This window comes from Pseudalkalibacillus sp. Hm43, from assembly GCF_051842935.1.
GTDB lineage: Bacteria > Bacillota > Bacilli > Bacillales > Fictibacillaceae > Pseudalkalibacillus.
Genome location: NZ_JBPXRR010000001.1, coordinates 2,529,823 through 2,553,636 on the forward strand (window position 1 = coordinate 2,529,823; position 23,814 = coordinate 2,553,636).

A 23,814-nucleotide genomic window follows, 5' to 3' on the forward strand; every position below is an offset into this window, starting at 1 on the left:
CTGTCATCCTCTTTTTAATGCGCAAAATCTTTGATGGATACATTAGGCACTTTTTTCAAATCCAAAAACTCTGAACCGATCTTCAACAACGGTCGATGAGGTTGTTCATATGGTATGAACGTGATGACTGCATTCTTCTGGCTGTTCAGCAGGACGTTCCTTCCTACATATTGTTTCATAAGATAGCGGACGAATTCTTTCACCACGGCTTGATTCAGCCTCCCCATTTCCGCTTCTTTCACGAGCTGTTCAATGGCAACGAATGAAGAGCGTCCCTCATGGTAATCCCTTTCTGTACAAATCGCATCATAAATATCTGCAACGGCCAATATTTGAACCAAGTACGGAAGATCATCGGCTGTCCTGCCATCCGGATAACCCGTACCATCCAAACGTTCATGATGGGCTAATGCACCGATTGCCACCAATGGATTCAGATTCGGGATTTCACTTAAAATCTCATAACCGTAACGTGTATGCAGCTTGATCGTTTCGTATTCTTCATCACTTAACCGCTCAGGTTTCTTTAGAATGTCGTTTTTGATTTTCGTCTTTCCAATATCGTGAAGGATCCCCATTTTCCCCAACAGGAAGATTTGTTCTTCAGGAAGCTTGAGCACCTTCCCGATCACTCCGGCGACAAGACCGACATTCATACTATGCCGATAGGTCACCTCATCATGATCTTTTACATCATAGATGAGAGAGATTGCCTGATCTTCATCTTCCAGCACTTCTTCAAGCACAGATGAAAACTGGTTAAAAACAATATTCACCTTGTTCTTCAGGTTGGTTTGGATATTCGTGAATAACTTTTTGATACTTGTAACGGCTTGATCATATGCTTGTTGTATTGGTGGATCATCACTGTTTATGATGGTGGCTGGAATGATTTCTGATGAACGACCTACAGATGGTAATGGCTCCCCTTCATAAAACCATTCATGTTTGTCCAACATGTCAATCTGCGCTTGCGTCAGCACCGTCCCCTGTTTCAGAAGCAGAATCCCTTTTTTCGAATAAACGTTTGAAGCTAAACAGATTCCCTCATGCAAATCATTATTATTTTCCAATTAGACATCCCCCCATGTCTAAATAAAAACCCTTCAAAAAACTTGCAATGTAAACTTAATTATAGTATACATGCAAAATTATCCAACCGCTATTTAAATTTGTAGAGAATTGAGCTAAAAGGGGTTCGTTTTTATCGCCATAATAACGGGTAACCTAGTTGTATCGTATTCTCATGTGGAGGAAACCTAGATGAAACGTACACGCCAATTCTTTTTCAGCATTGCGATGATTATCTGCTTTGTCATGATCTTATCTACTGAACAGTCTTATCAGGTGAAGATTTTTGCTGCAATCATTTATCTATCCATCGTCCTGTCCGTTTGTTATGTATTGATGCTTGAGAACCGTTCACCTTATAAAACCTTGTTATGGATCTACGTCATCCTGTTCATTCCAGTAATCGGTTATATCACGTTCATTTATTCCGGGCAGCTGGAGGTGAAAGGGCATCTCTTCAAACAGAAGAGACTTTCGAATTTCAAGCAATCCCTTTCCATGCAACTTGATCACAGACCCTCCCATAAATGGACACATTTGAGTGAAGATGAGCGTGAATTTTCCAAATTGATCACTTCCCTCAGCGGCCAGAACATCAGCTTTTTCTCGCATACGGAAGTGCTTCGGAACGGTGACAAGAAATTCCCTAGGCTGATAAAAGAATTGAAGCAAGCAAAGGACTTTATTCATATCCAGTATTACATTTTCCGTTCAGACGATATCGGCAAAGAAATCATCGAAGTGCTATGTGAAAAAGCAAAAGAAGGCGTGGAAGTCCGGTTTATCTTTGACGGAATCGGTAGTATCGGGTTGGCTGACAGTGACCTATCGAGAATGAGAAAAGCGGGGATTGAAGCACATAGCTTCTTGCCGATCCGCAAAGGATTTTTCAACCAAAAGTTCAACTTCCGGAACCACAGGAAAATCGTCGTCATCGATGGTAAAATCGGCTTCGTCGGTGGTCTTAATGTTGGTAATGAGTATCTTGGAAAAGATGAACGCTTCGGTTATTGGCGCGATACGCATCTGGTTTTACAAGGAGAAGCATTACGAGACCTTCATCGTGTATTCCTGTTGGATTGGAGTTATGTGCAAGATGATTCTCTTTTCCAAGAAAGGTATCTGGATGTTGAACCACATGATGAAGGAGGCGGTATACAGGTCGTTCCAAGCGGGCCAGACACCTCCCAAGGCATCATGAGTTATCTATACTACAGCATGATTACGAACGCTAAGAAATCGGTTTGGATTACGACACCTTATTTCATTCCGAGTAAAGAAATACGGACAGCTCTATTGATTGCTGCAATCAAAGGTATCGACGTTCGCCTCATCGTCCCTGAAAAGAGCGATGGATTCCTCACCCAATATGCGACCCGTTCTTATTTCAATGAATTGCTGCAGTATGGGGTGAAAGTGTATATGTATCGTAAAGGTTTCACACACCAGAAAACGATCATCGTTGATGGAACCTATGCCACATTAGGTACCGCGAATGTCGACTTACGGAGTTTCCATCTGAACTTTGAAGTGAATGTGTTCATGTTCCGGACACCGTCAATCGACACACTCATCCGTCACTATGAAGAGGATATTGAGGACAGTGTAGAGGTGGATCTGGATACTTATCGACAAAGAGGGATTGCACTTAGAACCAAAGAATCCTTTTGTCGCCTGTTTTCTCCCGTTCTATAAAGGCGGGAGATTTCCTTTTGTCCGGAATCATGAAACGAAACACTCCAAACCGTACATACTAAACACATTACGATGAATGAAGGATGTGTTTGGATGTTTGGTTGGGTATTTGTAGTCGGCTTTTGGTTGATCGGTACCATCATCGCCGCAAGTCCGGGAATCCTATTCCGACTGATCGAGAAAGAAAAGGAACACCTTAGAGAAGAATCCTCAGAAACGCGGTTCAGAGACCATATGGCATCGATTTTCTTCAGTGTCGAAGAGAAAATCTTAAGCTCGATCCCCTGGTGGTCCCTCACGCTTTCCTGCTCGATTCTTGCGGTCATCTTCTTTACATTCGGTTTCATTGCGTTAAGCTTCGTGTTGGCAGGTTGATGGGTTTTAATCCTCCTGGAATAAAGACTCCAGATTGACGTACCATCGACCGGTCAAACTAGTACGTTCAACAGTCAGCATCGCCTTACGCTTTTCAAGTCCTTTACCGGTGCTTACAGTGATTTCGACAGGAAATTCTGCAAGGTGAAAATCCTTGTGATCCACTTTTGAAAAAGGTCGATCCGGAAAGATGAAAAACAAATTTTCCAATAATGCATTGTGTGCGGATGACTCGATCGTTTTCTGAATGATCGAGTCATCTTCTTGATTGACAGCCAGCATGAAAACATTCGCCATTTGTTCACTTGATGCATGTTCAATGTAATCGTCCAGTCGATCAGAAGCTTTCATAATCATCAATTGATGAGAGGGATCTTCCTTACTGGAACGATGGGTCGTGCTCTTGGGTAAGTGGATGCAAAAATGCCCTGGAAAATTGTTGGCGAGAGCACCAGCTCCGTGAGGCATACCGTGCATGGACGCAGGAATGAGATGGGTACCTTTACGAATGAAAATCGCTCGTCTTTTCCAGCTCCATTTCCCATCATAAATCGCCTTCATGATCGACGTATCCACTTTGGTAAGAGGCTGCACATCTGCATGACGTGAACCCGCTCTCCTTTGGACTTGGAAGTAAAGTCCCGTTTCATAATCTACGACTTCAAACGAGCTTCCTCTCGGTATGATTTCACTCGTGTCTTCCCATGTCTTCCAAGTGATTTGCTCTGGAATGTATGTACCATCATCGAAAATTGTAGGCAATTGCTCGACTTTGATCCCTTTTCCATGAAGTTCATCAGTCATGCAACTGAATAATAGTATACCGATTGTAATGGTACACAAAGCTGTTCGCATCATCATCTGTTCTCCGTTCTAAATGAATTCTTCTTCACTATTGTGTTGCAAAAGGAGAACAATCTATAACAGGTAATATTTTGTACAGATTTGGTGTCTTTTTCTAGTATGGATTTACCGAAGAGACAGGGAAGGATAAGTATAAGGAGGGTGGGATCATGATGATTGAAAACAAACGACAAAAGAAAACCTTAGTCGAAATTGAACATCCACGAATCCGAGAAATTGAAGAACGTACCGTACACCCAGGTGTGGAAGAAGAACGTGAACAACAATTCATGTTTGAGTCCTATGACGACTACAGCGATCGTCAAGCACAAGGGTAAGGGTAAAAAAAGGGGTAGCCAGTAAACCGGCTACCCTCTTTTTGGTTTCTTTTTACGTTTTTCCTCCACCGACACGGATCCGTGGATCGATTAAGCCATAAGCTATATCAATTAGGAGAATCATGACAACAAATAAAAATGAATAGAACAAGGTCGTACCCATAATGACCGGATAATCATTTGTCATAATGGAACGTACGAATTGTTCACCCAGGCCAGGAACAGAAAAGATCCGCTCGATGACAAGTGTACCTGTCATGATTCCGACCAACATCGGTCCAAGTACTGTGATCAAAGGAATCAATGCATTTCGGACAGCATGAACGAAGATGACTTTAGCTGTGCTGACACCCTTCGCTTTCGCAGTAACGATGAAGTCTTGTCCGAATACTTCCAATAACTCTGTACGCATGAAACGGGCTGCAACCGCCATTGGGAATATCGCCAAAGCGATGGTAGGTAGAATTGTGTATTCGAAACCTTCCCAGAAAGCGACTGGCAACCATTCTAATTTAACCCCTATATAATACTGAAGTAACCCGGCAAACACGAAACTCGGAATCGATACCCCAATAACTGATATTGTTGTTGACGTATAATCCAACATAGAATTGTGCTTTAGGGCAGCAATAATTCCTAATAACATACCGACCAAACTTCCAATAATCATGGATTGAAGCCCTAAGTAGGCAGACGGACCGATCCGATCCATGATCATCGTCGTCACGCTACGGCCATCAAATTGGAATGAACTCCCGAGATCCCCCTGAACGAGATTCACCAAGTAAGTGACATACTGTACAGGAACCGGTTCATCTAAATTATATTTCTCTAAGATCATCGCTTCCTGTTCAGCAGTAAGCTTCTCTGATAATGCCAAAGGCGAACCTGGCATCAATTTCATTAAGAAAAAAGTTGCAGAGGCTATGACGAACATTGTAATCAATAAGTACATAACCCTTTTCAAAATGTAACTTTTCATCTGACATCCCCTTTTTTTGTCTGACTTTTTCGATATTTTACAGTATAATAAAAGAAGCATATGGAAAAAAGTGAAACTTTTGAAAGGAGTTGTTCCCCTTTTATCGGGGAGAAAGATGAAGTACGGAACTTACTACCTGCAATTGTGCGATCTTTTCTCAACTGAAGAATTGGTTGAAGTGCCGTTGAAACGGCTGGCTGAAGAGTGGGAAATTACGACTCGGTATGCGAAAAAGATCATACAAGAATTGAATAAGGAGAATTTTATCGATTGGACTCCTGGCAAAGGCCGTGGGAACGTTTCAAGGATACGTCTGCTTTATAGTAAGCATGATGTCGTCTTTGGCATGGCGAAAGACCATGTACGGAGAAGAAAAATCCATGAAGCTTTCTCTGTGATACATAATCATGCTCCTGAGGTGAAAGAGAACTTTGTCGATTGGTTATCGGATCCTTCTTTATAATACGAAAAGAGGTTGCCCTAAAAGAGTCAGCGTGGACTCCTTTAGGACAACCTCTTTTTATATTCAAATTGATATTAGCTGGAATAAATGTTGATTTCAAGAGAATTCACGAGACTCCTGCGGGAACAGCGAGCCAGGCGAGACCCCGCAACGACCATATGGAGTATGGATAAGGATCTTTGACTAAGCACCACCACGTCCTGTGGGAGTGAGGAGGCTCGCGGTTCGCCCGCGGAAAGCGAGTGAATTTCGAAGAAATCAAATACTACTTCAACAGCTTCTTCATAATCTTGAGACCATGCTTGTATGAAGGATAGCGGAACACGATGTCAAACCGGTTCGTCTGCTTGATGATACTCTTTTCATGAGAAAACGCGTCAAAGCTCGCTTTCCCATGATAACTACCTGTACCGCTCTGCCCTACTCCACCGAATGGCAAGTAAGGAGAAGCGACATGAATCAACGTATCATTGATACATCCTCCACCAAAAGATAAAGAATCGACAATATAACGTTGATTCTCGTCCTTCTCAGTAAATAAGTAAAGGGCAAGCGGCTTCGGATGAATGCGTACATTCTCGACCACTTCTTTAATTTGATCAAATTCTAATACCGGCAATATCGGACCGAAGATTTCATCCTGCATGACAGGATCGTCCCAGGTGATCTCTTCTATTAAGGTCGGCTCAATAGCAAGTGTCTCTGCATCGACTTTTCCACCGGTAATGATTTTTCCCTTTTCTAAGTAACGATTCAAACGTTGAAAGTGATTTGTGTTGACGATATGCGTCATTTCTTCATTTTCAAGTGGATTGTCACCATATAACTCTCGAATGTACTCAAGCATGTATTTGATCAATTCAGATTTGACACTCCGCTGGACATAAAGATAGTCCGGTGCGATACACGTTTGTCCGGAGTTCGTGAACTTGCCCCAAACGATTCTTTTTGCAGCCAATTTCAAATCGGCCGTTTCATCTACGATTGCAGGGCTTTTCCCACCGAGTTCTAGTGTGACAGGGATCAATCTTTTTGATGCAGCTTCCATCACGATCTTTCCAACGTTGACGCTACCTGTGAAAAAGATTTTATCGAAGTCTTGATCCAATAATGTTTGACTGACTTCAACTCCACCCTCTACGACTGCCACATACTTTTCGTCATAGATATCTGTAATAACCTTAGAAATGATGTTGGACACAGTAGGCGTCAGTTCCGAAGGCTTGATGACCGCACAGTTTCCTGCTGCAATTGCCCCAATCAGAGGTGATATCTGAAGGGAAAATGGATAATTCCATGGAGCGATGATCAATGCGACACCATATGGTTCAGGATGGATGTAGCTCTTTGTCCCGAAGTGCGTCAACGGTGTTTTCACCTTTTCAGGTTTCATCCAATTCTTCAATTTTTTCATCGTAAACCCGATTTCCTTGTAAAGCATGCCGATTTCGGTGGAATAGGATTCGAATTCGGATTTGTTCAGATCTGTTTTTAACGCCTCTATAATTTCACGTTCATATCGCTGAATGGCAGCTTTCAGCTTTTCCAGTTGATTAAGCCGGAACGTCTCAGATTTCGTTTCACCAGTGAAGAAATATTCTTTTTGTAAATGTAGGATTTGCTCTATATTTTGCAAGGTTATCGATCTCCTTGTGTTAATTGGTTCAAACTCTTAAACATAATGTACCCCACTTCCATCTCCTCGTCAATTGATACGGATGAACAGGGTATTTTTTTACACTTTTTGATAAGATAAGCTTAGTACATATTAGAGGAGGGTTCTCATGCATCCTTTATTGAAAAAGATGAACTATAAAGGACAACCTGAAATTTGGGTGATCAAAGCACCAGATGAATTTGAACCGACCATGACGGAAATCGCCGATGAAGTGACAATTATGGAAGATTTAAAGGCTGGAGAAAAGATCAACTTCGTTTTAGTCTTTTCCTATGAAAAAGAAGATGTGGAACCATTTGTGAAAGAGTTGCTTCCTCAACTAGAAGAAGAAGCAGTCGTATGGTTCGCATATCCGAAAAAAACGTCCAAAAAATATAAGTCGGACCTTACTCGGGATACGGGGTGGCAACCGTTAGGAGACGCTGGCTTTGAGGGTGTCAGACAAGTTGCGGTTAATGAGGATTGGTCCGCAATTCGATTCCGGCATATCGATTACATCAAAACGTTGACACGTGAAAAAAAGAGAGCGATGAGTGTCAAAGGGAAAGAACGAGAAATTTAAAGGGACTGGCATCGCAGCCAGCCCCTTTCTTGTTGAACCTTACTTTTCAGTTTTGGCGAATTCCTTTTCTTCCTCGTTCGTCGGGATACCTTCCCTCGTTCTCGTAATTTCTCTCGTCAGGTCGTCGACGCTTGAACGGACATTCCCTTTTCCAGAGAAGTTTTCAATCAACTCTTTCACGTCTAACCCAGAGGATGCTTTCAACGATTCTTGAAGGGTCGACATCAAGTTCGTAGCGTAACCCGTTACTTTGTTAGCACCGCCACCTGCACCACTTCCTGTATCTACGACTGTGATCTTATCGATATTCGAAAGCGGGCTCGCTACTTCCTTCGCATAAGACGGAAGCATATTCACGATCATGTCGAGGATCGCCGCTTGACCATACTGTTCAAATGCTTCTGCAATCTTCTGCTTCGCTTCCGCTTCTGCAAGACCTTTCAGCCGGATGACATCAGCTGCAGTTTCTCCTTGAGCACGTTCCGCATCCGCTTTCGCAATACCATCGATACGGACTTTTTCAGCTTCTGCACGTGCCATCGATTCGATGCGGTATTGGTTTGCATCAGCTGCTGCAATTTCACGGCGCTTATCTGCTTCCGCTGATTGTTCCACCGCATATCGATCCGCATCCGCCTTTTTCTTGACTTCAGAATCGTATTGCTTCTCACGACGTGCGATTTCTTTTTCCTCTAGCTCGATCTGCTTTTGACGTTCAATGATCTTGATTTGCATTTGTTGTTCTGTAACCTCTTGCATCGCACGTGCTTCTTCTAGATGATATGACTGGTCAGCACGCGCTCTTGCCTGATCTTGCTCCTGGCGGTATTCTGCGATTTTCATCTGGTTGTATTTTTCTGCTTCAGCCACTTCAGTCGCACGTTCGAGCTCAGATTTCTTCGCGTCTTTATCCGCTTCCGCCCGCTTGATTCGAGTTTCCTTCTCTGCTTCAGCTGTTGCGATGTCCGCATCCCTTTTCACTTGAGCAATACGAGGCTTACCTAGGGATTCCAAGTAACCATTTTTGTCACGGACATCTTTGATGGTGAATGAAACGATGTATAGTCCCATTTTCGCCAGATCTTGTGTCGCTACACGTTGTACTTCTTGGGAAAACTTTTCACGGTTCTTATAGATTTCTTCAACGGTCATGGAACCAAGAATGGAACGGAGATGTCCTTCTAGTACTTCCCGCGCTTCATTTTCACGGTCTTCTTTCGTTTTACCTAAAAACTGTTCCGCTGCCGTTGCAATTTCACCGATCGAACCACCGATTTTGATGATTGCCGTTCCGTCCGCCATTACTGGAACACCTTGTTCAGTGTAGACCTCCGGCGTTTGGACATCAATTTTACTTGATAAAAGGCTTAACGACTCTGCCTGTTGGAAAACAGGCAACACGAACGTTCCTCCACCTCGGACGATTTTGATCCGATTTCCTGATTCATCAATATTTACATTTTTGGAACCTAAATAGCTACCAGTTACGATCAGGGCTTCATCAGGACCTGCCGTCCGGTATTTGGATACAAAAACACCAATGAGTGCAAGAATGAAAAGACCGACAATCCCACCAACAATGAAAATCAAATTCATAAGAACCTCCTAATATATGAAATTTTTATTTTACACGTTAAAAGAAGCTCGTTCATAAGGGGTTACGTGTAGTACCCCGCTTTCAATATCAATGACCAGAATTTCAGTACCTTCCGCAATCGGGACGTTCTCCAAGCTTTTAGCGGATTTGGCAATGTTGCCGCTTGTTCCGGATATAAGCACTTCTCCAAATCCGTCAGGAGGAATTGAGATGATGACCTTACCTATCCGTCCTTGTAAATCTTCCAATGCATACGTATTGGACTCTTCCGCTGAGGAAAGCGGAACAAGGACAAAAACGTTCAAAAGAGTGACAAGAAGTAATGCTGACACGACCGATCCTGCTAAAATCAATAAACTGTGGAGACCTGTCACTTTTTCTAAAACGAATCCCGTTCCACTCAAAATAGTGACGAAGGAGAGGACGAGGGTCGGATTGAAGAACGTATCCGACAGCACCTCGAACATCCCTTCTAAAAGATCGCTCATTAAGATGTATACGAATGTCAGAATTCCACCGATGATGAGACCATAGAGGTAAAGCGTTTCCATGGTATACCCGAACAGTTCCATACGATCCCCTACTCGTTCGTGACGTTAGTTTGTTTCGCGAGTTTCTCCTTGAGGAGGTCCAACTCTTCATCGAGCTTTGTTTTTTGAGTCATTTGTTTGAGTTCATCGTCAAGTGTTCGACTTGCGGTATTCAGATCTTCACTTGTTTCTGCTTCGGCTTCAAATCGTAGGACTTTCTCTTCCATACGTTTAAAGCCCTGTTTCGAGCCTTCACTGTTGTGCATCGACATGGAGCGATTGATGTTTGTTCTTGCCTTTGCCGATTGGGCTCGGGATTTTAACGAAGCTTTCTTCATTTCCATGTCTCGGTATTCCGATTTCATTTCAGCTAACTTCGCTTTTAGATCTGCAGCGGTTTTGGATGCTTCTACATAGAGATGTTGTAACTGTTCTGCTTCTTGCTGCATACGGAGCTTATCTTCAAGAGCTCGTTTCGCAAGGTCTTCGTTCCCTTCTTGCAGCGCTTGTACCGCTTGCTCTTCACGCTTTTTGATCATACCTTCTGCTTCTTCCCACTTCAGCTTCAAAAGCTTTTCTTCGGCCATGATTTTGGCAGTCGCCTTTTCGGCTTCCTGGATGTCAGAACCCATCTCACGCAAATATTGATCGACCATCTTAATCGGGTCCTCAGCCTTATCAATCAAGTTATTCAACTCAGAATGGACAACCGTTTTGACTCTTTTAAAAAGCTCGAACACATGAATCCCCTCCATTTTTTTACTCATCATGTAATGAAATACTGAACTTATATTCATTATTTATTACGGCTATAAATGTAAAAAGTTTCAATTATTTTCAAAATATTATCATAAAAAAGAAGGTCGACGTTATTGTCGACCTTCCTGTTATGCTGTCGTTCCTACTTCAAGGATTTGCATATCTACTTCCACTTTGATTGGTATATCAGGATACATATCGTCCCATTTTTTAATATCAAAACCTGTCGTTCGATTACGTAAAATACTTCCTAGCCCAAGTGGGTCGATATTGTGCTCTTGGAAATCTTTGATCATTTTCAATGCTTCTGTTTCGTTGAATTTTTTGATCGTTTTTTCCATTTGCCTTAATTTATCAGGGGTCATTTCTAGAGATAATGTAGGAGCATCATTTATGATACCGGTCATCTTGATCTGGATTGTGAATTCCGGATTGTTTTTATCTCCTTCTAGAACATAACGAACCTTGGATCCTATACTTTCCACCACAATGTAATTATTCTTAAACTTTACTTCTTGGGTGGCTTCCTTGAAATTTTCCTTCATCAACGTAAAGGTATAACTTTTATCATAGGGAACCTTGTATACGAATTTCCCATCGTCGAAGAACGCAATGCCATCTAGCTCAATTTCATCTCGATCATTCAATTTAATATAAGGAAGAAAACCATCTCTCCCTACCCCAAAATGGGTATACAGAAATTCATGCAAGTTCGTTCTCGGATAATTCGTGGCTGAATTTTGTTCAATTAATCCTGAAATGAATTTTCCCGTCGTTTCTTTCTTCGATTTACCTGCATTGAGGATTTCCTCCGTCTCACCTTGTGTGATGGCTAAGAAAATATTCCGTCCGATTCGGGGATCCCTTGCCATACTGTCGATAATGGTCCCTACTCCTTTTTTCGCCAATTCCTCACTGTAGAGAGCTACTTTCAGCGTCCCGACGGAAATCGGTTTGGAGGCTTTTGCTTGTAGCTTCGTATGGATTTGTTTGGTGGAATGTGCTGTTGTCGTCAAGGTTTCTTCAGTCACACCGGTTCCTTCTTCCACTTTGGAAAAATGAGGAACTACAATTGTACCACGGATTAAATCTCCATCTTCGTAATCATATCCAACGATCTGCACTAACGAAATATCCTCAATACTCTCTCGGGGTAAACACCCTGACAGAGGGAGAAGACAAGAAATCATCAAGATCAAAAAGCCGAAGCGCTGTCTCAATTCATTTCCCCCTCACTTTCAACACAATTTTTTGTAAGAGATACAAGAATGGAAGATAAACGGATGTCAGATAAAAACCGGATTGGCCTAATATTGAATTCAACATATCAATTTCCGGTCGGTCCCGAAATACGCCACACGCGGCTACAACAACGATCATGTACGCCCAAATCACATAGGTCTGCTTGAATCGAAAGGTTCTCTTCAAGGTTCTACTCGCCGCCCATAGACTAAGACATATGTTTGGGAGCACAACAAACACATAGATAGCAATCCCTATATATTCGAATCGAGCAAGAAAGGGTAGCTCAATGATTTTCCATAACGAAATCGTAGCCCAAATAACATGAGTAATTTGATTTTCGCTATAGTAAACGAAAGAAGTTAGAGCGGTACCCAAATAGATAAATACAGCAAACAAAAATCCAAATTGCGCCCACTTATGAGATTCTAGGGGTCTTTTGAAAAAAGGGTAGTAAATCAGGATTAACTCAAAACCAATGTAGCTTAATGACATCGTCTGGGCTGCCTTCAACAATTCCATGAAACTATGATCAATGACAGGGAAGACATTTTGTACGTGTGAATATTGCAGCGGATAAAACTTTAATAGAAGCAAAGGCAAACCTAGGATGACACTAAAGAAACAAATACCGGTAACCGTCCGGAATCCTCCAGCTACGAAATAGTAGGCAACCCCAATAAATATGGTTGAAAAGATCCATACGTTCAACTGTGGAAAAATCCACAATTGAATCAACTCTGTGAACGTTCTTAAGACCGTAATACATAAAATGAGAAAGTATAGACTGAAAATCACATTTAACAGGCTGCCAAATACTTTTCCAAATAATGAATGGTGGATGGTGACGATATCACCTTGTCCGTCTTTTAAAAGCTGATAGATGATCCAGATGAGAAAATGGACCCAAACGGCTCCGATAATAATCGAAATCCATGAATCAAATCCGGCATCCAATACGATATAGCGCTCAAAACCTAGAACGCCAATACCGATGATCATTGCATGCACGAGAAAGAAAGCCATCTGAGGCTGTACCATTACATTCTCAGGTACCGATTGTGGAAGATTGATCTTATTCATCGATATCCCTCTTTTCATTCGCCCGATGCTTACTGAATCGGGCAGCATCCTGAGGTCTGGATAGGAATGGACGGACAGTCTGCTTATTATATGGAAGACGGATGAAAGCGTCCTTCAAGTCACTGATGCGCATTGGATAAATCGGCGATAAGAATGGTCTGCCTAGGGATTGAAGACGGATCAAATGCCCTAAGAATAAAGCCATGACTAACCCAACTCCGATCAACCCCCACCACTGAGCCCCGATCAAAAATGGGAATCGGATCAATCGGATTGAATTGGCAATTTGATAGACGGGTGTTGTGAAAGATGCCAAAGCTGCCAGGGCAACAATGATAAGTAAAACGTTACTTGTCAAGCCTGCCTCGACAGCTGCTGTCCCAATTACGATACCACCCACGATACCGATCGTTTGACCGACCTTTGTGGGTAATCGCGCCCCAGCTTCACGGAGCAATTCAATAGCAAGTTCTAATATGATGACCTCCAGTATGGGAGGAAAAGGAATATCAGCTCTGGAAGTGATAATCGTCGCCATCAAATCTTCTGGAATCATTTCATGATGGTACGTTAAAATCGCTACATACAACGGAGTAGAAATAACCGAAAAAGCAACTGCAAATAATCGTAACAACCGTAAAGTAGAGGCTAGATGCCAGTTCAAAAAGTAGTCATCCGATGCGGAAAAGAATTCAACTAGTGTGGTTGGACACGTCAAAGCATGAGGAGAGCCATCAACCAAAATGACGATTTTCCCTTCTGCTAACGCGCCTGCCACCCGGTCCGGCCTTTCGGTATCCACGAACTGTGGGAAAGGTGAATTCGAATTGTCCGAGAGCATTTGGGCGATATAAGAACTGTCATTGATTTCATCAAATTCTATACCATCCAGTCGCTGCAGGACGGTATTGACGTTCTCCTGGTCTGCAATCCCATCTATGTAAAGCGTACAAATTCTTGTTTTCGTCACTTTCCCGATTGTCGTTTCTTCAACGGTCAATTCAGGTAGAGTGATTCTTTTTCGAACTAAGTTGATGTTCGTATCGATTGACTCTACGAATGCCTCTTTCGGACCTACGACACTGAACTCCACTTCTGGAATACTTACCTTCCTGGTCTCCGTTGACACGGCAGGTATGAGTAAGACTCTTTCATCCTCTTCTTTCAATTGAATCATGATATGACCTTGTAGAATGGACTGCTGAATCAGATCCAGATCATGTGTAAGAATCTGATCCTGGACAGCTATTTGCTCCATCATTTCTTCGAGTGTATCCATTTGCTTTTCTTTCAGATTTTCCAAGATCGTCTCTGACAGGACCTTTGGTTCGATGACCGTTTTGATATACGAAATAAAACATACTGTGTGACCAGTATGTTGGAATTGGATGAAGTCTTTTGAGTGTTTAAATGTTGAAAGTGCTTCTGTAATCGACGACTGCTCTTCCTCTTTTTCTTTATTTTTCAGACGTTTATATTTTTTGATCCACTTTGACCTCATAGAAATCCCTCTCATGGATATCAGCTTATACCTTCCATTTTTAACTTTAGATGACAGTTGTATACGTTTGGTTTATAGGAATATTCACTTGGAGAGGATAGAGGTAGGAAGAGGGTGAGGATGAATGATTTGGCTGATGTTAAGCCCTTATGTATTACTAGTCGTATTTTTTGTTTTGGTCTATTTCTTGTTTGATTTTTTTGCGTTGGTATCTTTATCAATATTCTTAATCTGGATCATTCTCCTCCCCTTCGTCGTTTTTATCGTGGATGAAAAAAGTCGAGTGGGGCAAGAAGAAAAGCGCAACCCGAATAAGTGAAATTCGTGCAAAGAAAAAAGCACTCTCGTAATCAAGTGCTGTAGGCCATTATGGCTGTATTGTGATTGGGAGTGTAATCGTGAAGATCGTACCGACTCCTTCTTGACTTTCAACTTTTATCGTTCCTTTATGATTCTGAATGATTTTATAACTCATCATCATTCCTAAACCTGTTCCTTTTTCTTTTGTCGTGTAAAAAGGCTCTCCCAATTTGTCTAGTCGCTCCTTGGGGATTCCGCATCCTTCGTCTTCGATCTCGATCAGTACGTTTGAACCTGCACCTCTCCGTATACGAACCCAAAGATTCTGGCCGCTTTCCATCGCTTCAATCCCATTTTTGATAAAATGGATGAATACTTGTTTCATCTGATTTTTTTCACATATGATAGTAGGGAGATCCTCTTCTACTTCCAGATGGAGTTGGATGTTCTTGGGTCTTGCCTGGACATCGAGTAAGACCAATGTGTTAAGAGCGATTTCCTGAAGGTTTTCCTCTGTCATTCGATTTGCCTGGGGTTTGGATAGCACCATCAACTCGGATATGACCGTTTCTATGATCTGAAATTCATTGAGGATCACGTTGTAGTATTCAATGTTCGAAGGATCTTCTTTAATCAGTTGAATGAAACCTTTAATGGAGGTCATCGGATTTCGGATCTCGTGCCCGATTCCTGCTGCGAGTTCACCAACCACATTCAGTGTTTCTGATTTGCGTATTGATTCTTCGAGTTTTTTCCTTTGGGTGATATCTCTTAAGATCGTCAAGTGGACACCTGGAAGAATATTGGCTTTTGTCACGTGTTCGACGTGACGGATGGTACGATCTTTATTGGTCACTGTCGACTCTCCGGATAAGGTTCCTGCCTCTTTCAATCGTTCTAACGTTTCTGGCATCCGGTTTCGGATTTTTGGGTCTAGTAATGCGAAATGTTCCGCTCTCTTGATTTCTTCTGTGGTAAAACCGAGCAACCTACTGGCAGCTGGATTCGCTTCTATTGGTATGCCTGTATCATCGAACAAGACAATAGCATCAAGCGCTTCTTCAAAAAGGGCTGTGAACTTATTATGGTTGGTCTCCATTTTTCCTTGGATCTGCTTCTTTTCAGTCACATCGATTGCTGTACCCATCACCTCCACAGTCAATCCGTTGACTTTGAGAGGAATGAGCGTTACCTCATATGTAAAATTGCGATAATTGAGATCGAAGTGTACCCGCTTTCCTTCATAAGCCCGTTCATAGAAGTCGGCAACCATGGAAACTGTAGAAGAATCAAATAAAACCTCCGGTGTTTTACCAACGATAAGATTCGGAGTCAACCCGTTGTTCTGAGCTGTTTTTCCACTTAAGAAGGTATATTCGAATTTACCATCGGGACGTTTGATAAACTTGAACAATAAACAATAGATATTATTGAACATTTCTTGAAAGTGAGTGAGTTTTTCTTTCATAGTCTGGTTTTCAGCCTCTAATTGTTGTACCTTCGATTCCAATTCCAGCACTCTGTTTTCAATAAGCTCCATTGACGTCACACCCCTTTTGGACAATCTGACTACAAACAATTTTATTGGCAATAGGCAAAAAAGCTTTTATACATATAATTCTTTACCGTTAGGCCGCTTTCCTCCTACCGAAAAGAATTATACATAGACTTAAAAAACTCCACAAAGAAGGTGAAAACACACAAACTTTCATTATATAATAGGGGTCAGGCACCCATAGCGGTGCCTGGTACTTCCGAAGACCTATTGGGAGAGTAAGAACAAATTTCGGTGCCTGGCACCGTAGGTATTGTTTACTAATAAAAGGATTGATGTTGATGAAGCGTATTTTACTAACAGGTGGAGGATCGACAGGGCACGTCGCTGTGAACCTGGCTTTGATCCCACACTTGAAACGGAACAATTGGGAGATCCATTATATTGGTTCTCATAATGGGATAGAAAAAGAATTGATTGAGCCGCTATCGGATGTAAAGTATTATCCGATTTCCACGGGTAAGCTGCGCCGATACTTCGACTTGAACAACTTCAAAGATCCGTTCAGAGTCATTAAAGGCGTTGGCCAGGCATATCGGATCCTTCGTAAAGTGAAGCCGAATATCGTCTTTTCCAAAGGCGGGTTCGTATCGGTACCGGTCATCCTCGCTTCTCGATTGAATGGGACTCCGGTCATCTCTCACGAATCAGACATGAGTCCAGGTCTGGCAAACAAAATTTCCATGCCGTTCGCATCCAAAGTATGCGTGACGTTTCCTGAAACATTGGAACACTTGCCGGAAGATAAAGGGATCTTATTAGGATCCATCGTTCGTGAAGAATTACGCGAGGGATCGAAACGAAAAGGCCTTCATTTATGTGATTTTACCGAATCAAAACCGGTCATCCTCGTAATGGGTGGAAGCCAGGGCGCGAAACGAGTTAACGAGACGATTCGAAGTCTGGTACCTACCTTGACGAAGAAGTATCAAATCGTCCATCTTTGCGGAAAAGGAAAAGTGGATGAATCCATCAATGTCCACGGATACAAACAGTTTGAATATGTGAAAGATGAACTGCCGGATATCCTTGCAATGACGGACCTCGTCGTTACAAGAGCAGGTTCCAACTCCATCTATGAATTTCTCGATTTGGAACTTCCGATGATTTTGATCCCACTTCCACTCAGTCAAAGCCGCGGGGATCAAATCCAGAATGCCGAATCGTTTGAAAAACAAGGATTTGCAGAAGTCATTCAAGAGGAAGATCTTTCAGAAGAAGCACTTGGATCGCTGATCGACAAAACATACGATAACCGTTCGGATTACCGGAAAAACATGCAACGAAGCGAGCAAAGCAATCCGTTGGAAAAGCTGTACGAACTACTTGATGAATACAGTCGAAAATAACCTGCACAAAGAAAGCTACCGTCAATGACGGTAGCTTTCTTACATCTCTATCAGACTTCCATTCGGATTCGTTCACTCACTTCAAAGTTCTTGATTTCAATGACATTCGCAGCCACATAATGCCCATTCCCCACATCAATCAATTGAGGTGGATGAGGGGATTGAGGGGGGACTTCAATGGATTCTTGTTTCATATGTCGCAAGTTCGGATCTGTTCTCGGGATAGAAGCCAGTAAAGAACGCGTATATGGATGGATCGGGTTTTATCTCCCATCTCCCAACTCTTTAGCTATTGTTTTGTAACCCATGCCTTTTTGAAAATATAAATCAACAGCTTTTTTCTTAAACTTTTCCCATAGAAAAATCCCCTGCATAATAGACAAATTAATGTGCTTTCTTTTATCTGTCTACTATGTGGGAATCATATCAGGGTTAAGACGCCTTCTTCTTTTTCCGATGTAGAATATACCAAATAATGAAGAGGATCGCTGCAACAGCGAGTGCGATGTAAATGATGTTGGAGTAAAGCTTTACATATTGAATGAGTTCTTTCCAATTTTCCCCGAGTGCAGCTCCTATACTGATGAGTAAGATGTTCCAAATCAATGTCCCCAGTGTTGTAAACACGATGAACAGTACAAAGCCCATATTGGCCATGCCCGCTGGGATCGATATGACACTTCGAAGAAATGGCATCATTCTACCGAAGAAAACGGTCCATTTTCCATATCGATCAAACCAGTCATCCGCTCGGTAGATGTCTTTTTTCTTGATTCTGAGAATATGCCCCCAACGGTCGACGATTTTTTCGAGATTTTCTACATCCAACAGTAACCCGACTCCGTATAGGACGACTGCACCAAAAAGTGCTCCGCCCGTAGAAGCCGCAATCACACCGTACACATTCAGATCCGTTTTCGTTGTGATGAAACCGCTGAAAGGAAGGACGACTTCTGATGGAATAGGCGGGAAAAGATTTTCTAATGCCATGACGAGGAAAATGCCCCAATAGCCGTATTGTTCAATAAACTCCGTATACCAGCTCTCCATTACGATCTCCTTTAGGTTTTATCTATCTTTAATGTCCCCTTATTTGTTCGTGGTGAAACGAAGTCCCTGTTTACGGAACCCTTATGTTAAGCGTCTCATCGAGTCGAACTTCATACAACAAGTTTTCGACGGTAATATGGAGTTTATTACTAAAAATTGATCTTGTACCTGGCACCGTTTTAGAATCCTTCTGTATCAACACTTTTCAACCGGTGCCTGGTACAGTCATAGGTACTTCGGCGCACAAGGAAAAGGAACCGCCTTTTAGACGGTCCTTCTTTGGTGTAAGTATCCCTAATCTCCATTGGCTTACTGCTTCACCAATGTAAAGGTGATGTCTTTTGTATTTTTGCCGATGGCTCCAGCGTCATTTTTAAAGATTTCCGATTTATTTTCTTCCGATGGCTCGATATGGATGTCAAAGCGGTTTTCACCGTTTCTCAAGTTCACTTGATGACTCCATGTCATGTCATCATTTACGGTTACCCGTTCACCATTGATGGTGAGAATGCCTTCCTTGATTGCGTTCCCTTTCAATGTCACAACATCATCTGAAACAGTTTGACCGTTGGCGTGAGAGGAAATGACGACCGGTTGATCAATCCAACGTAGGATCTTATCCTCGACGACCATCTTGTTATTCCCCTGATTTTCAACGACAACCTTCATATCTGTGCCAATAGCTCCGTAACCATAGTAGCTGACGTCATCGTCGTTCGGATCATCAGGCGTGTGATCCGGCAACCCTTCCTGATCCCACGAGTTTCCTTTAACATACTTGTACGTCAGTACTTCACCGACTTGCATCTCGACGGTATATTCCCAATCAGGCGTTACCGCTCCATTCCTGCTCATTTCCCATGCGTTCGTGTTCCAGCCGTTCAAGCTGTTCGGCATGTTCACTTTGGCATCTAATGGCGTATAGTCTGGCGCATTGACTTTGAAGGTCACTTCAACCATGACGATATCCGGAGTTACTGTCACTGCATTGGAATCCACCTTGTTGCCATATTGGTCATACACTCGGACGACATATTCATACGACTTCCCATTTTCGACACTCAAGTCTTTATATTGAGTCATACTTGGATCCCAAAGCTTCTCAATGACTTCTCCATCACGGACAATGGCAATCATGTATGGATCCTTTGAATTCTGCAAGCTCCAGTTCAAGTTCACTTGACCCGATTCTTGTTTAGGCTCTTCCAACGCAACTGATTCTACTGGAGGTATTTCATCTTCAGCCTTCAACACCGTGAATGCCTGTTCATCCGAATAGATCCAATTTCTTCCTAGGTCCGTTGTATATGCGTATCGGTATTCATATTGTCCAGCTTCTAATGGTAAAAATTCAGCTGAGAACACATTTGTCCCTTGTTCATTCTCGCCTTGTCCAGTGTAGACAGCAGGGATGCTCTCCCATTCCTGTTCTCCAGGAGTTTTCACTTGAAGTTTAGCCTGTAAACCTTCAGCCAGATCCTCAGCTGTATATTTTCCAATCTGAATCCCAACATTCATCGTTTTCGGTGCAGATAAATCGAGTTCAATTTCTTCGATTTCTGTCAGGTCCTCAATTTCATATGAATCTTCTGTTAAAGGAATATGAGGGATGACTTCATCTGTCGCTACTTTCATAGACTCGTTCCCATACTTGTCGACAGCTGTCACCGCGAAATAATATTTCCTACCATTGTCTAAATCAGTTACGTCGATTGAAGACGTGTTCGTTGTTTCTACCTTTTCATAAAGCGCGCCTTTAATGGTGGTCACATACACGTTGTACTGCTCCGCTTTCCCTTTCCAGGAAAGACTCACTTCATTGACGCCTTCAACAGCGGTCAATTTTTTGATTGCTTTCGGCGCTTTTACATTCTTGTTCTTCGCAAACAGCATCTGTCCGCTCATTGCCGGGATGGTCAATGTCACTTTTCCATCCTTCACTTGAACAGCATCATTTTCACCGAGTTGATTATCAAACGTAATGCCGTTCAATGCGAATTCCTTCACATCCACCTTGATTGTTTGCTCTTGATTGCCTCGGTTGACAGCAACTATGGCTGATTTCTTATTCAAGCTGCGGCCATATACGAATACATCGCCTTCCATGTGAAGGTTTTTCAAATCGCCGTATGCAAGAAGATCTTGATGTTTCTCTCGGATTTTCCCTAGGTTCTGATAATGTTCGATCAATTTCTTATTCTCGTTGCCCCACGGATAGGTTCTTCGATCATCCGGGTCTTTTGAACCCGTCACACCCGCTTCATCCCCGTAATAAACGGTCGGTGCACCAGGATACCCGAATTGGAAGATGGCAGCGAGCTTCAAACGTTTCAATCCGAGCTCGTGATCATAGTTTGCGTCGAACTCAGCGCGCTCTGCATTTTCGTTTCCATTTCCGAGTAAGTAGACAGCACGGGCTGTATCGTGTGACCCCATCAGATTCATCAGATTATAGAAAGCTTCCTCGGGATAATCTTCCTCAATCGCCTTCAACTGTTCAGCTGCCCGCTCTGCTTTTCCATTTTTCAAATAATCGAGCATCGCGCCTCGGAAACGGTAGTTCATGACCGAATCGTAAAGATCTCCAAGGAAGTATTTTGAAGCGTCATCCCAAATTTCACCGAGGATCAACGGATCATCATTCGTTTTCGTTTTGGTCGCTTTGATTTCATCTCGGAACTCTCTCCAAAACTCTGTATCTACTTCATTCGCAACGTCTAAACGCCACCCCGAACCACCGCGGTTCAGCCAGGATTTTGCAACAGAGTCTTTGTCATACATGATGTAGTTCGAAAATGCTTCGTTGTTCAGTTCGGAATCGTATGGGACGGCTTTTCCGGGTACTGAAGCAATTTCCGGTAAGCTATCGAATCCCCACCATGCCTGGTAATCATAGCGTTCGTTAGGCGTGCCTACTTCCACTTTTCTATTGTCGATGTTGAACCAATTGTGGAAGCCATAGTCACTGAATACTTGACCTTCTTGTAAAAATTCTTTCTCCGCTCTTTCCTTTGCAGCCTCTTCCGACAAGCCTTCCTCATTCATATAATCATAGATTCTTGCCCAATATTCATAAGCACCGACAGTTTCATATTTTCCATATCGGTCAAAGTAGATGGAATCATCCCCGACGTGATTGAACACGCCATCGAGGATGAGATGCATATCACGCTTTTTCAACTCATCCGTAAATTGCTTGAACTCTTTCGGTGAACCGAACATCGGGTCAACCGATTTGAAGTCTGTCGCATCGTACTTATGGTTGGATGCCGCATGGGCAACTGGGTTTAAGTAAATCGTGTTGACACCGAGCGATTGGATATAGTCCAATTTCTCATGGATTCCTTTGATATCTCCGCCAAAGAAATCATTGCTCCATATCCCGTCTCCTTCATAATTGGAGTTGTTCGATAAACGTGGATTATCCGGGAGTTCAGACCAGTCCTGATCCTCAATCGGCTCCATTCCACGTGCGTATTCTTTCGCGTCATCGTTTTTCTTGTTTCCATTGTAAAAACGGTCCGGGAAGATTTGATAAACGACCGCTTCCTTCATCCAATCTGGGGTCTTGTATTCCGGTTCATAGACCGTCATCTGGAAGAGATCCAGTACGTTGTCACCAACGCGTCCTGTATGACCTTGCGCGGTATCTTCACCATACTCTTTGACAGTTTGACCATCTTTAGCGATGAATTTGTAACCATACACCCCTTTTTCACTTGGTGTGATGGTCGCTTCCCAGTATTCACGTGCGCCTTTTCCGTCCACATCTGTCCATCCGACTAAATCCATTTTAATCAGCTCGGAATTCCCTGACGTGTAATTTTTCAACTGGACATTCGCGCCGGTCAAGTCACCCTTTGCAGCTTCCAGGCGCAGTTTGACCTTCTCTCCTGTTTTGATTGCACCGAATGGTTTCCGGTATAGCTCGTCCCACGTATCGTGATGGAGCTGATCTGTTTTGATGAGCCCATCCGGACCGGATCCTTCATAGTCAGTCGTGACTTCTTTCGTTTCATGGTTATAGAAAAATGTGACTTGTTCAGTTTTCGTCACATTCAGTTTGACGTTCTCTTCAGGGTACTGAGTGCCCCAATCGTTCCCGAGGACGACTTTGAATTCGTAATTGCCTTTCGGAACATCCGCTGTAAACTCATACACATTGTCATGGTTTTCATCCGTTAAAAGCGCACTGGATGTTCCTGGGGACCATTCATCTCCCGCACCAATTGCAGGTTGGATCGTACCCGCGAGACGGGGCATTTGATCCTCTGTCATGATGGTCGTTACATGCGTCTGATCGTTATAGACAAACAGCACTTCCTTCTGTTCACTCAGTGCGAAGGTCATGTTTTGACCACCTGCTTCGCCATTTTGACCGTAATTCTCATCCCATGATCCATTAATGGCTACTTTATACTCGTATGTACCGGCATCCAGCACTTTTTTCAAATAATACTTGTCCCGTTCTGAAGCAGTCATTTTCATCTCATCAGATGCTGGGTTCCAAAAGGTCGGATCCCCATCTGAACCGAAGCTTCCGACGATACGAACCGTTCGGTCAGCTGCTTCTGCATCGTTTGATGCCATTCCGACCAAGCTTTGCATGACAAGCAGCAATACCATAACCACTAAAAAAGGTTTTGAACGCTTTATTTTCATAAAAATCTCCTCTCAAAATTGTTGTCGATTGAGTTGTGAAAACGTTTGCACAAACCTCATAAAAAGAGGGCTGCATATAAAATTTGTGCAACCGCTTTCATATAAGTATACAGAAAGTTCCAACTACTATAAATAGGACCAAATTCATAAATAAGGAGAAAAAACACTCCCCAATGAAG

General features: G+C 42.7%; 20 protein-coding genes. 6 read left to right on the forward strand and 14 right to left on the reverse strand.

Annotated features, from left to right (window positions below; all coding sequences use genetic code 11):
* Positions 1 to 14 precede the first annotated feature (14 nt).
* Complete coding sequence (locus ACSVDE_RS13355; protein WP_439301365.1) at positions 15 to 1,073, reverse strand: HD-GYP domain-containing protein; 1,059 nt, start codon at positions 1,071 to 1,073, stop codon at positions 15 to 17.
* Between the two features lie 190 nt (positions 1,074 to 1,263).
* Here ACSVDE_RS13355 and cls point away from each other — a divergent pair, with 190 nt between their 5' ends.
* Together cls and ACSVDE_RS13365 are read left to right on the forward strand one after the other, a co-directional pair.
* Entirely contained in the window at positions 1,264 to 2,766 is a 1,503-nt protein-coding gene (gene cls, locus ACSVDE_RS13360) for a cardiolipin synthase (RefSeq protein WP_439301366.1), read from the forward strand.
* Positions 2,767 to 2,859: 93 nt separating this feature from the next.
* Entirely contained in the window at positions 2,860 to 3,141 is a 282-nt protein-coding gene (locus tag ACSVDE_RS13365) for a hypothetical protein (RefSeq protein ID WP_439301367.1), read from the forward strand.
* A gap of 6 nt (positions 3,142 to 3,147) precedes the next feature.
* Here the strand turns inward: ACSVDE_RS13365 and ACSVDE_RS13370 are convergent, their stop codons facing one another.
* The gene (locus ACSVDE_RS13370) at positions 3,148 to 3,999 is read right to left on the reverse strand and encodes a hypothetical protein (protein WP_439301368.1); all 852 of its coding nucleotides are present in this window, start codon (positions 3,997 to 3,999) and stop codon (positions 3,148 to 3,150) included.
* A gap of 155 nt (positions 4,000 to 4,154) precedes the next feature.
* On the opposite strand from ACSVDE_RS13370, the gene ACSVDE_RS13375 reads away from it, so the two are divergent.
* Entirely contained in the window at positions 4,155 to 4,322 is a 168-nt protein-coding gene (locus tag ACSVDE_RS13375; RefSeq protein WP_439301369.1) for a hypothetical protein, read from the forward strand.
* A gap of 52 nt (positions 4,323 to 4,374) precedes the next feature.
* On the opposite strand, the gene opp3b is transcribed toward ACSVDE_RS13375, so the two are convergent.
* Complete coding sequence (gene opp3b / locus ACSVDE_RS13380) at positions 4,375 to 5,304, reverse strand: oligopeptide ABC transporter permease (protein WP_439301370.1); 930 nt, start codon at positions 5,302 to 5,304, stop codon at positions 4,375 to 4,377.
* A gap of 115 nt (positions 5,305 to 5,419) precedes the next feature.
* On the opposite strand from opp3b, the gene ACSVDE_RS13385 reads away from it, so the two are divergent.
* Positions 5,420 to 5,767 (forward strand): SgrR family transcriptional regulator, encoded by a 348-nt coding sequence (locus tag ACSVDE_RS13385; RefSeq protein ID WP_439301371.1) that lies wholly within the window; start codon positions 5,420 to 5,422, stop codon positions 5,765 to 5,767.
* A gap of 265 nt (positions 5,768 to 6,032) precedes the next feature.
* On the opposite strand, the gene ACSVDE_RS13390 is transcribed toward ACSVDE_RS13385, so the two are convergent.
* Positions 6,033 to 7,403 (reverse strand): aldehyde dehydrogenase, encoded by a 1,371-nt coding sequence (locus tag ACSVDE_RS13390; RefSeq protein ID WP_439301372.1) that lies wholly within the window; start codon positions 7,401 to 7,403, stop codon positions 6,033 to 6,035.
* A gap of 148 nt (positions 7,404 to 7,551) precedes the next feature.
* Between ACSVDE_RS13390 and ACSVDE_RS13395 the strand changes: the two genes are divergently transcribed.
* Positions 7,552 to 8,007 (forward strand): DUF3052 domain-containing protein, encoded by a 456-nt coding sequence (locus ACSVDE_RS13395; protein WP_439301373.1) that lies wholly within the window; start codon positions 7,552 to 7,554, stop codon positions 8,005 to 8,007.
* A gap of 39 nt (positions 8,008 to 8,046) precedes the next feature.
* Here the strand turns inward: ACSVDE_RS13395 and ACSVDE_RS13400 are convergent, their stop codons facing one another.
* The 7 genes from ACSVDE_RS13400 to ACSVDE_RS13430 all read right to left on the reverse strand — a co-directional run bounded on the left by ACSVDE_RS13400 (position 8,047) and on the right by ACSVDE_RS13430 (position 16,559).
* Positions 8,047 to 9,603 carry a flotillin family protein gene (locus ACSVDE_RS13400; protein WP_439301374.1) on the reverse strand — a complete coding sequence of 519 codons (1,557 nt, stop codon included), beginning with the start codon at positions 9,601 to 9,603 and terminating at the stop codon, positions 8,047 to 8,049.
* A gap of 30 nt (positions 9,604 to 9,633) precedes the next feature.
* Entirely contained in the window at positions 9,634 to 10,176 is a 543-nt protein-coding gene (locus ACSVDE_RS13405; RefSeq protein ID WP_439301375.1) for an NfeD family protein, read from the reverse strand.
* An 8-nt stretch (positions 10,177 to 10,184) separates the two neighbouring features.
* On the reverse strand, positions 10,185 to 10,874 hold the full coding sequence (locus tag ACSVDE_RS13410) for a PspA/IM30 family protein (protein ID WP_439301376.1): 690 nt from the start codon (positions 10,872 to 10,874) through the stop codon (positions 10,185 to 10,187).
* A gap of 147 nt (positions 10,875 to 11,021) precedes the next feature.
* Entirely contained in the window at positions 11,022 to 12,083 is a 1,062-nt protein-coding gene (locus ACSVDE_RS13415) for a Ger(x)C family spore germination protein (protein ID WP_439302003.1), read from the reverse strand.
* A 31-nt stretch (positions 12,084 to 12,114) separates the two neighbouring features.
* On the reverse strand, positions 12,115 to 13,218 hold the full coding sequence (locus ACSVDE_RS13420; protein ID WP_439301377.1) for a GerAB/ArcD/ProY family transporter: 1,104 nt from the start codon (positions 13,216 to 13,218) through the stop codon (positions 12,115 to 12,117).
* Positions 13,211 to 14,719 carry a spore germination protein gene (locus ACSVDE_RS13425; protein WP_439301378.1) on the reverse strand — a complete coding sequence of 503 codons (1,509 nt, stop codon included), beginning with the start codon at positions 14,717 to 14,719 and terminating at the stop codon, positions 13,211 to 13,213. The genes ACSVDE_RS13420 and ACSVDE_RS13425 overlap by 8 nt, the downstream gene beginning before the upstream one ends.
* Before the next feature lie 367 nt (positions 14,720 to 15,086).
* The gene (locus ACSVDE_RS13430; protein WP_439301379.1) at positions 15,087 to 16,559 is read right to left on the reverse strand and encodes an ATP-binding protein; all 1,473 of its coding nucleotides are present in this window, start codon (positions 16,557 to 16,559) and stop codon (positions 15,087 to 15,089) included.
* A gap of 293 nt (positions 16,560 to 16,852) precedes the next feature.
* On the opposite strand from ACSVDE_RS13430, the gene ACSVDE_RS13435 reads away from it, so the two are divergent.
* Positions 16,853 to 17,923 (forward strand): undecaprenyldiphospho-muramoylpentapeptide beta-N-acetylglucosaminyltransferase, encoded by a 1,071-nt coding sequence (locus ACSVDE_RS13435; protein ID WP_439301380.1) that lies wholly within the window; start codon positions 16,853 to 16,855, stop codon positions 17,921 to 17,923.
* 50 nt (positions 17,924 to 17,973) lie between these two features.
* Here ACSVDE_RS13435 and ACSVDE_RS13440 read toward each other — a convergent pair whose 3' ends face one another.
* From ACSVDE_RS13440 to ACSVDE_RS13450, 3 genes are all read right to left on the reverse strand, one after another.
* Complete coding sequence (locus ACSVDE_RS13440; RefSeq protein WP_439301381.1) at positions 17,974 to 18,117, reverse strand: hypothetical protein; 144 nt, start codon at positions 18,115 to 18,117, stop codon at positions 17,974 to 17,976.
* 238 nt (positions 18,118 to 18,355) lie between these two features.
* The gene (locus ACSVDE_RS13445; RefSeq protein ID WP_439301382.1) at positions 18,356 to 18,973 is read right to left on the reverse strand and encodes a DedA family protein; all 618 of its coding nucleotides are present in this window, start codon (positions 18,971 to 18,973) and stop codon (positions 18,356 to 18,358) included.
* A gap of 309 nt (positions 18,974 to 19,282) precedes the next feature.
* Positions 19,283 to 23,635 (reverse strand): alpha-amylase family glycosyl hydrolase, encoded by a 4,353-nt coding sequence (locus ACSVDE_RS13450; RefSeq protein WP_439301383.1) that lies wholly within the window; start codon positions 23,633 to 23,635, stop codon positions 19,283 to 19,285.
* Positions 23,636 to 23,814 lie beyond the last annotated feature (179 nt).

Excerpts from the sequence above, each read along its gene's own strand:
- ACSVDE_RS13375 (WP_439301369.1), top strand. The coding sequence starts at position 4,155 with ATGATGATTGAAAACAAACGACAAAAGAAAACCTTAGTCGAAATTGAA.
- ACSVDE_RS13430 (WP_439301379.1), bottom strand. The coding sequence starts at position 16,559 with ATGGAGCTTATTGAAAACAGAGTGCTGGAATTGGAATCGAAGGTACAA.
- ACSVDE_RS13370 (WP_439301368.1), bottom strand. The coding sequence starts at position 3,999 with ATGATGCGAACAGCTTTGTGTACCATTACAATCGGTATACTATTATTC.
- ACSVDE_RS13405 (WP_439301375.1), bottom strand. The coding sequence starts at position 10,176 with ATGGAACTGTTCGGGTATACCATGGAAACGCTTTACCTCTATGGTCTC.
- ACSVDE_RS13400 (WP_439301374.1), bottom strand. The coding sequence starts at position 9,603 with ATGAATTTGATTTTCATTGTTGGTGGGATTGTCGGTCTTTTCATTCTT.
- ACSVDE_RS13395 (WP_439301373.1), top strand. The coding sequence starts at position 7,552 with ATGCATCCTTTATTGAAAAAGATGAACTATAAAGGACAACCTGAAATT.
- ACSVDE_RS13450 (WP_439301383.1), bottom strand. The coding sequence starts at position 23,635 with ATGAAAATAAAGCGTTCAAAACCTTTTTTAGTGGTTATGGTATTGCTG.
- cls (WP_439301366.1), top strand. The coding sequence starts at position 1,264 with ATGAAACGTACACGCCAATTCTTTTTCAGCATTGCGATGATTATCTGC.
- ACSVDE_RS13420 (WP_439301377.1), bottom strand. The coding sequence starts at position 13,218 with ATGAATAAGATCAATCTTCCACAATCGGTACCTGAGAATGTAATGGTA.
- ACSVDE_RS13365 (WP_439301367.1), top strand. The coding sequence starts at position 2,860 with ATGTTTGGTTGGGTATTTGTAGTCGGCTTTTGGTTGATCGGTACCATC.
- ACSVDE_RS13385 (WP_439301371.1), top strand. The coding sequence starts at position 5,420 with ATGAAGTACGGAACTTACTACCTGCAATTGTGCGATCTTTTCTCAACT.
- ACSVDE_RS13425 (WP_439301378.1), bottom strand. The coding sequence starts at position 14,719 with ATGAGGTCAAAGTGGATCAAAAAATATAAACGTCTGAAAAATAAAGAA.
- ACSVDE_RS13415 (WP_439302003.1), bottom strand. The coding sequence starts at position 12,083 with ATGATTTCTTGTCTTCTCCCTCTGTCAGGGTGTTTACCCCGAGAGAGT.
- ACSVDE_RS13445 (WP_439301382.1), bottom strand. The coding sequence starts at position 18,973 with ATGGAGAGCTGGTATACGGAGTTTATTGAACAATACGGCTATTGGGGC.
- ACSVDE_RS13440 (WP_439301381.1), bottom strand. The coding sequence starts at position 18,117 with ATGAAACAAGAATCCATTGAAGTCCCCCCTCAATCCCCTCATCCACCT.
- opp3b (WP_439301370.1), bottom strand. The coding sequence starts at position 5,304 with ATGAAAAGTTACATTTTGAAAAGGGTTATGTACTTATTGATTACAATG.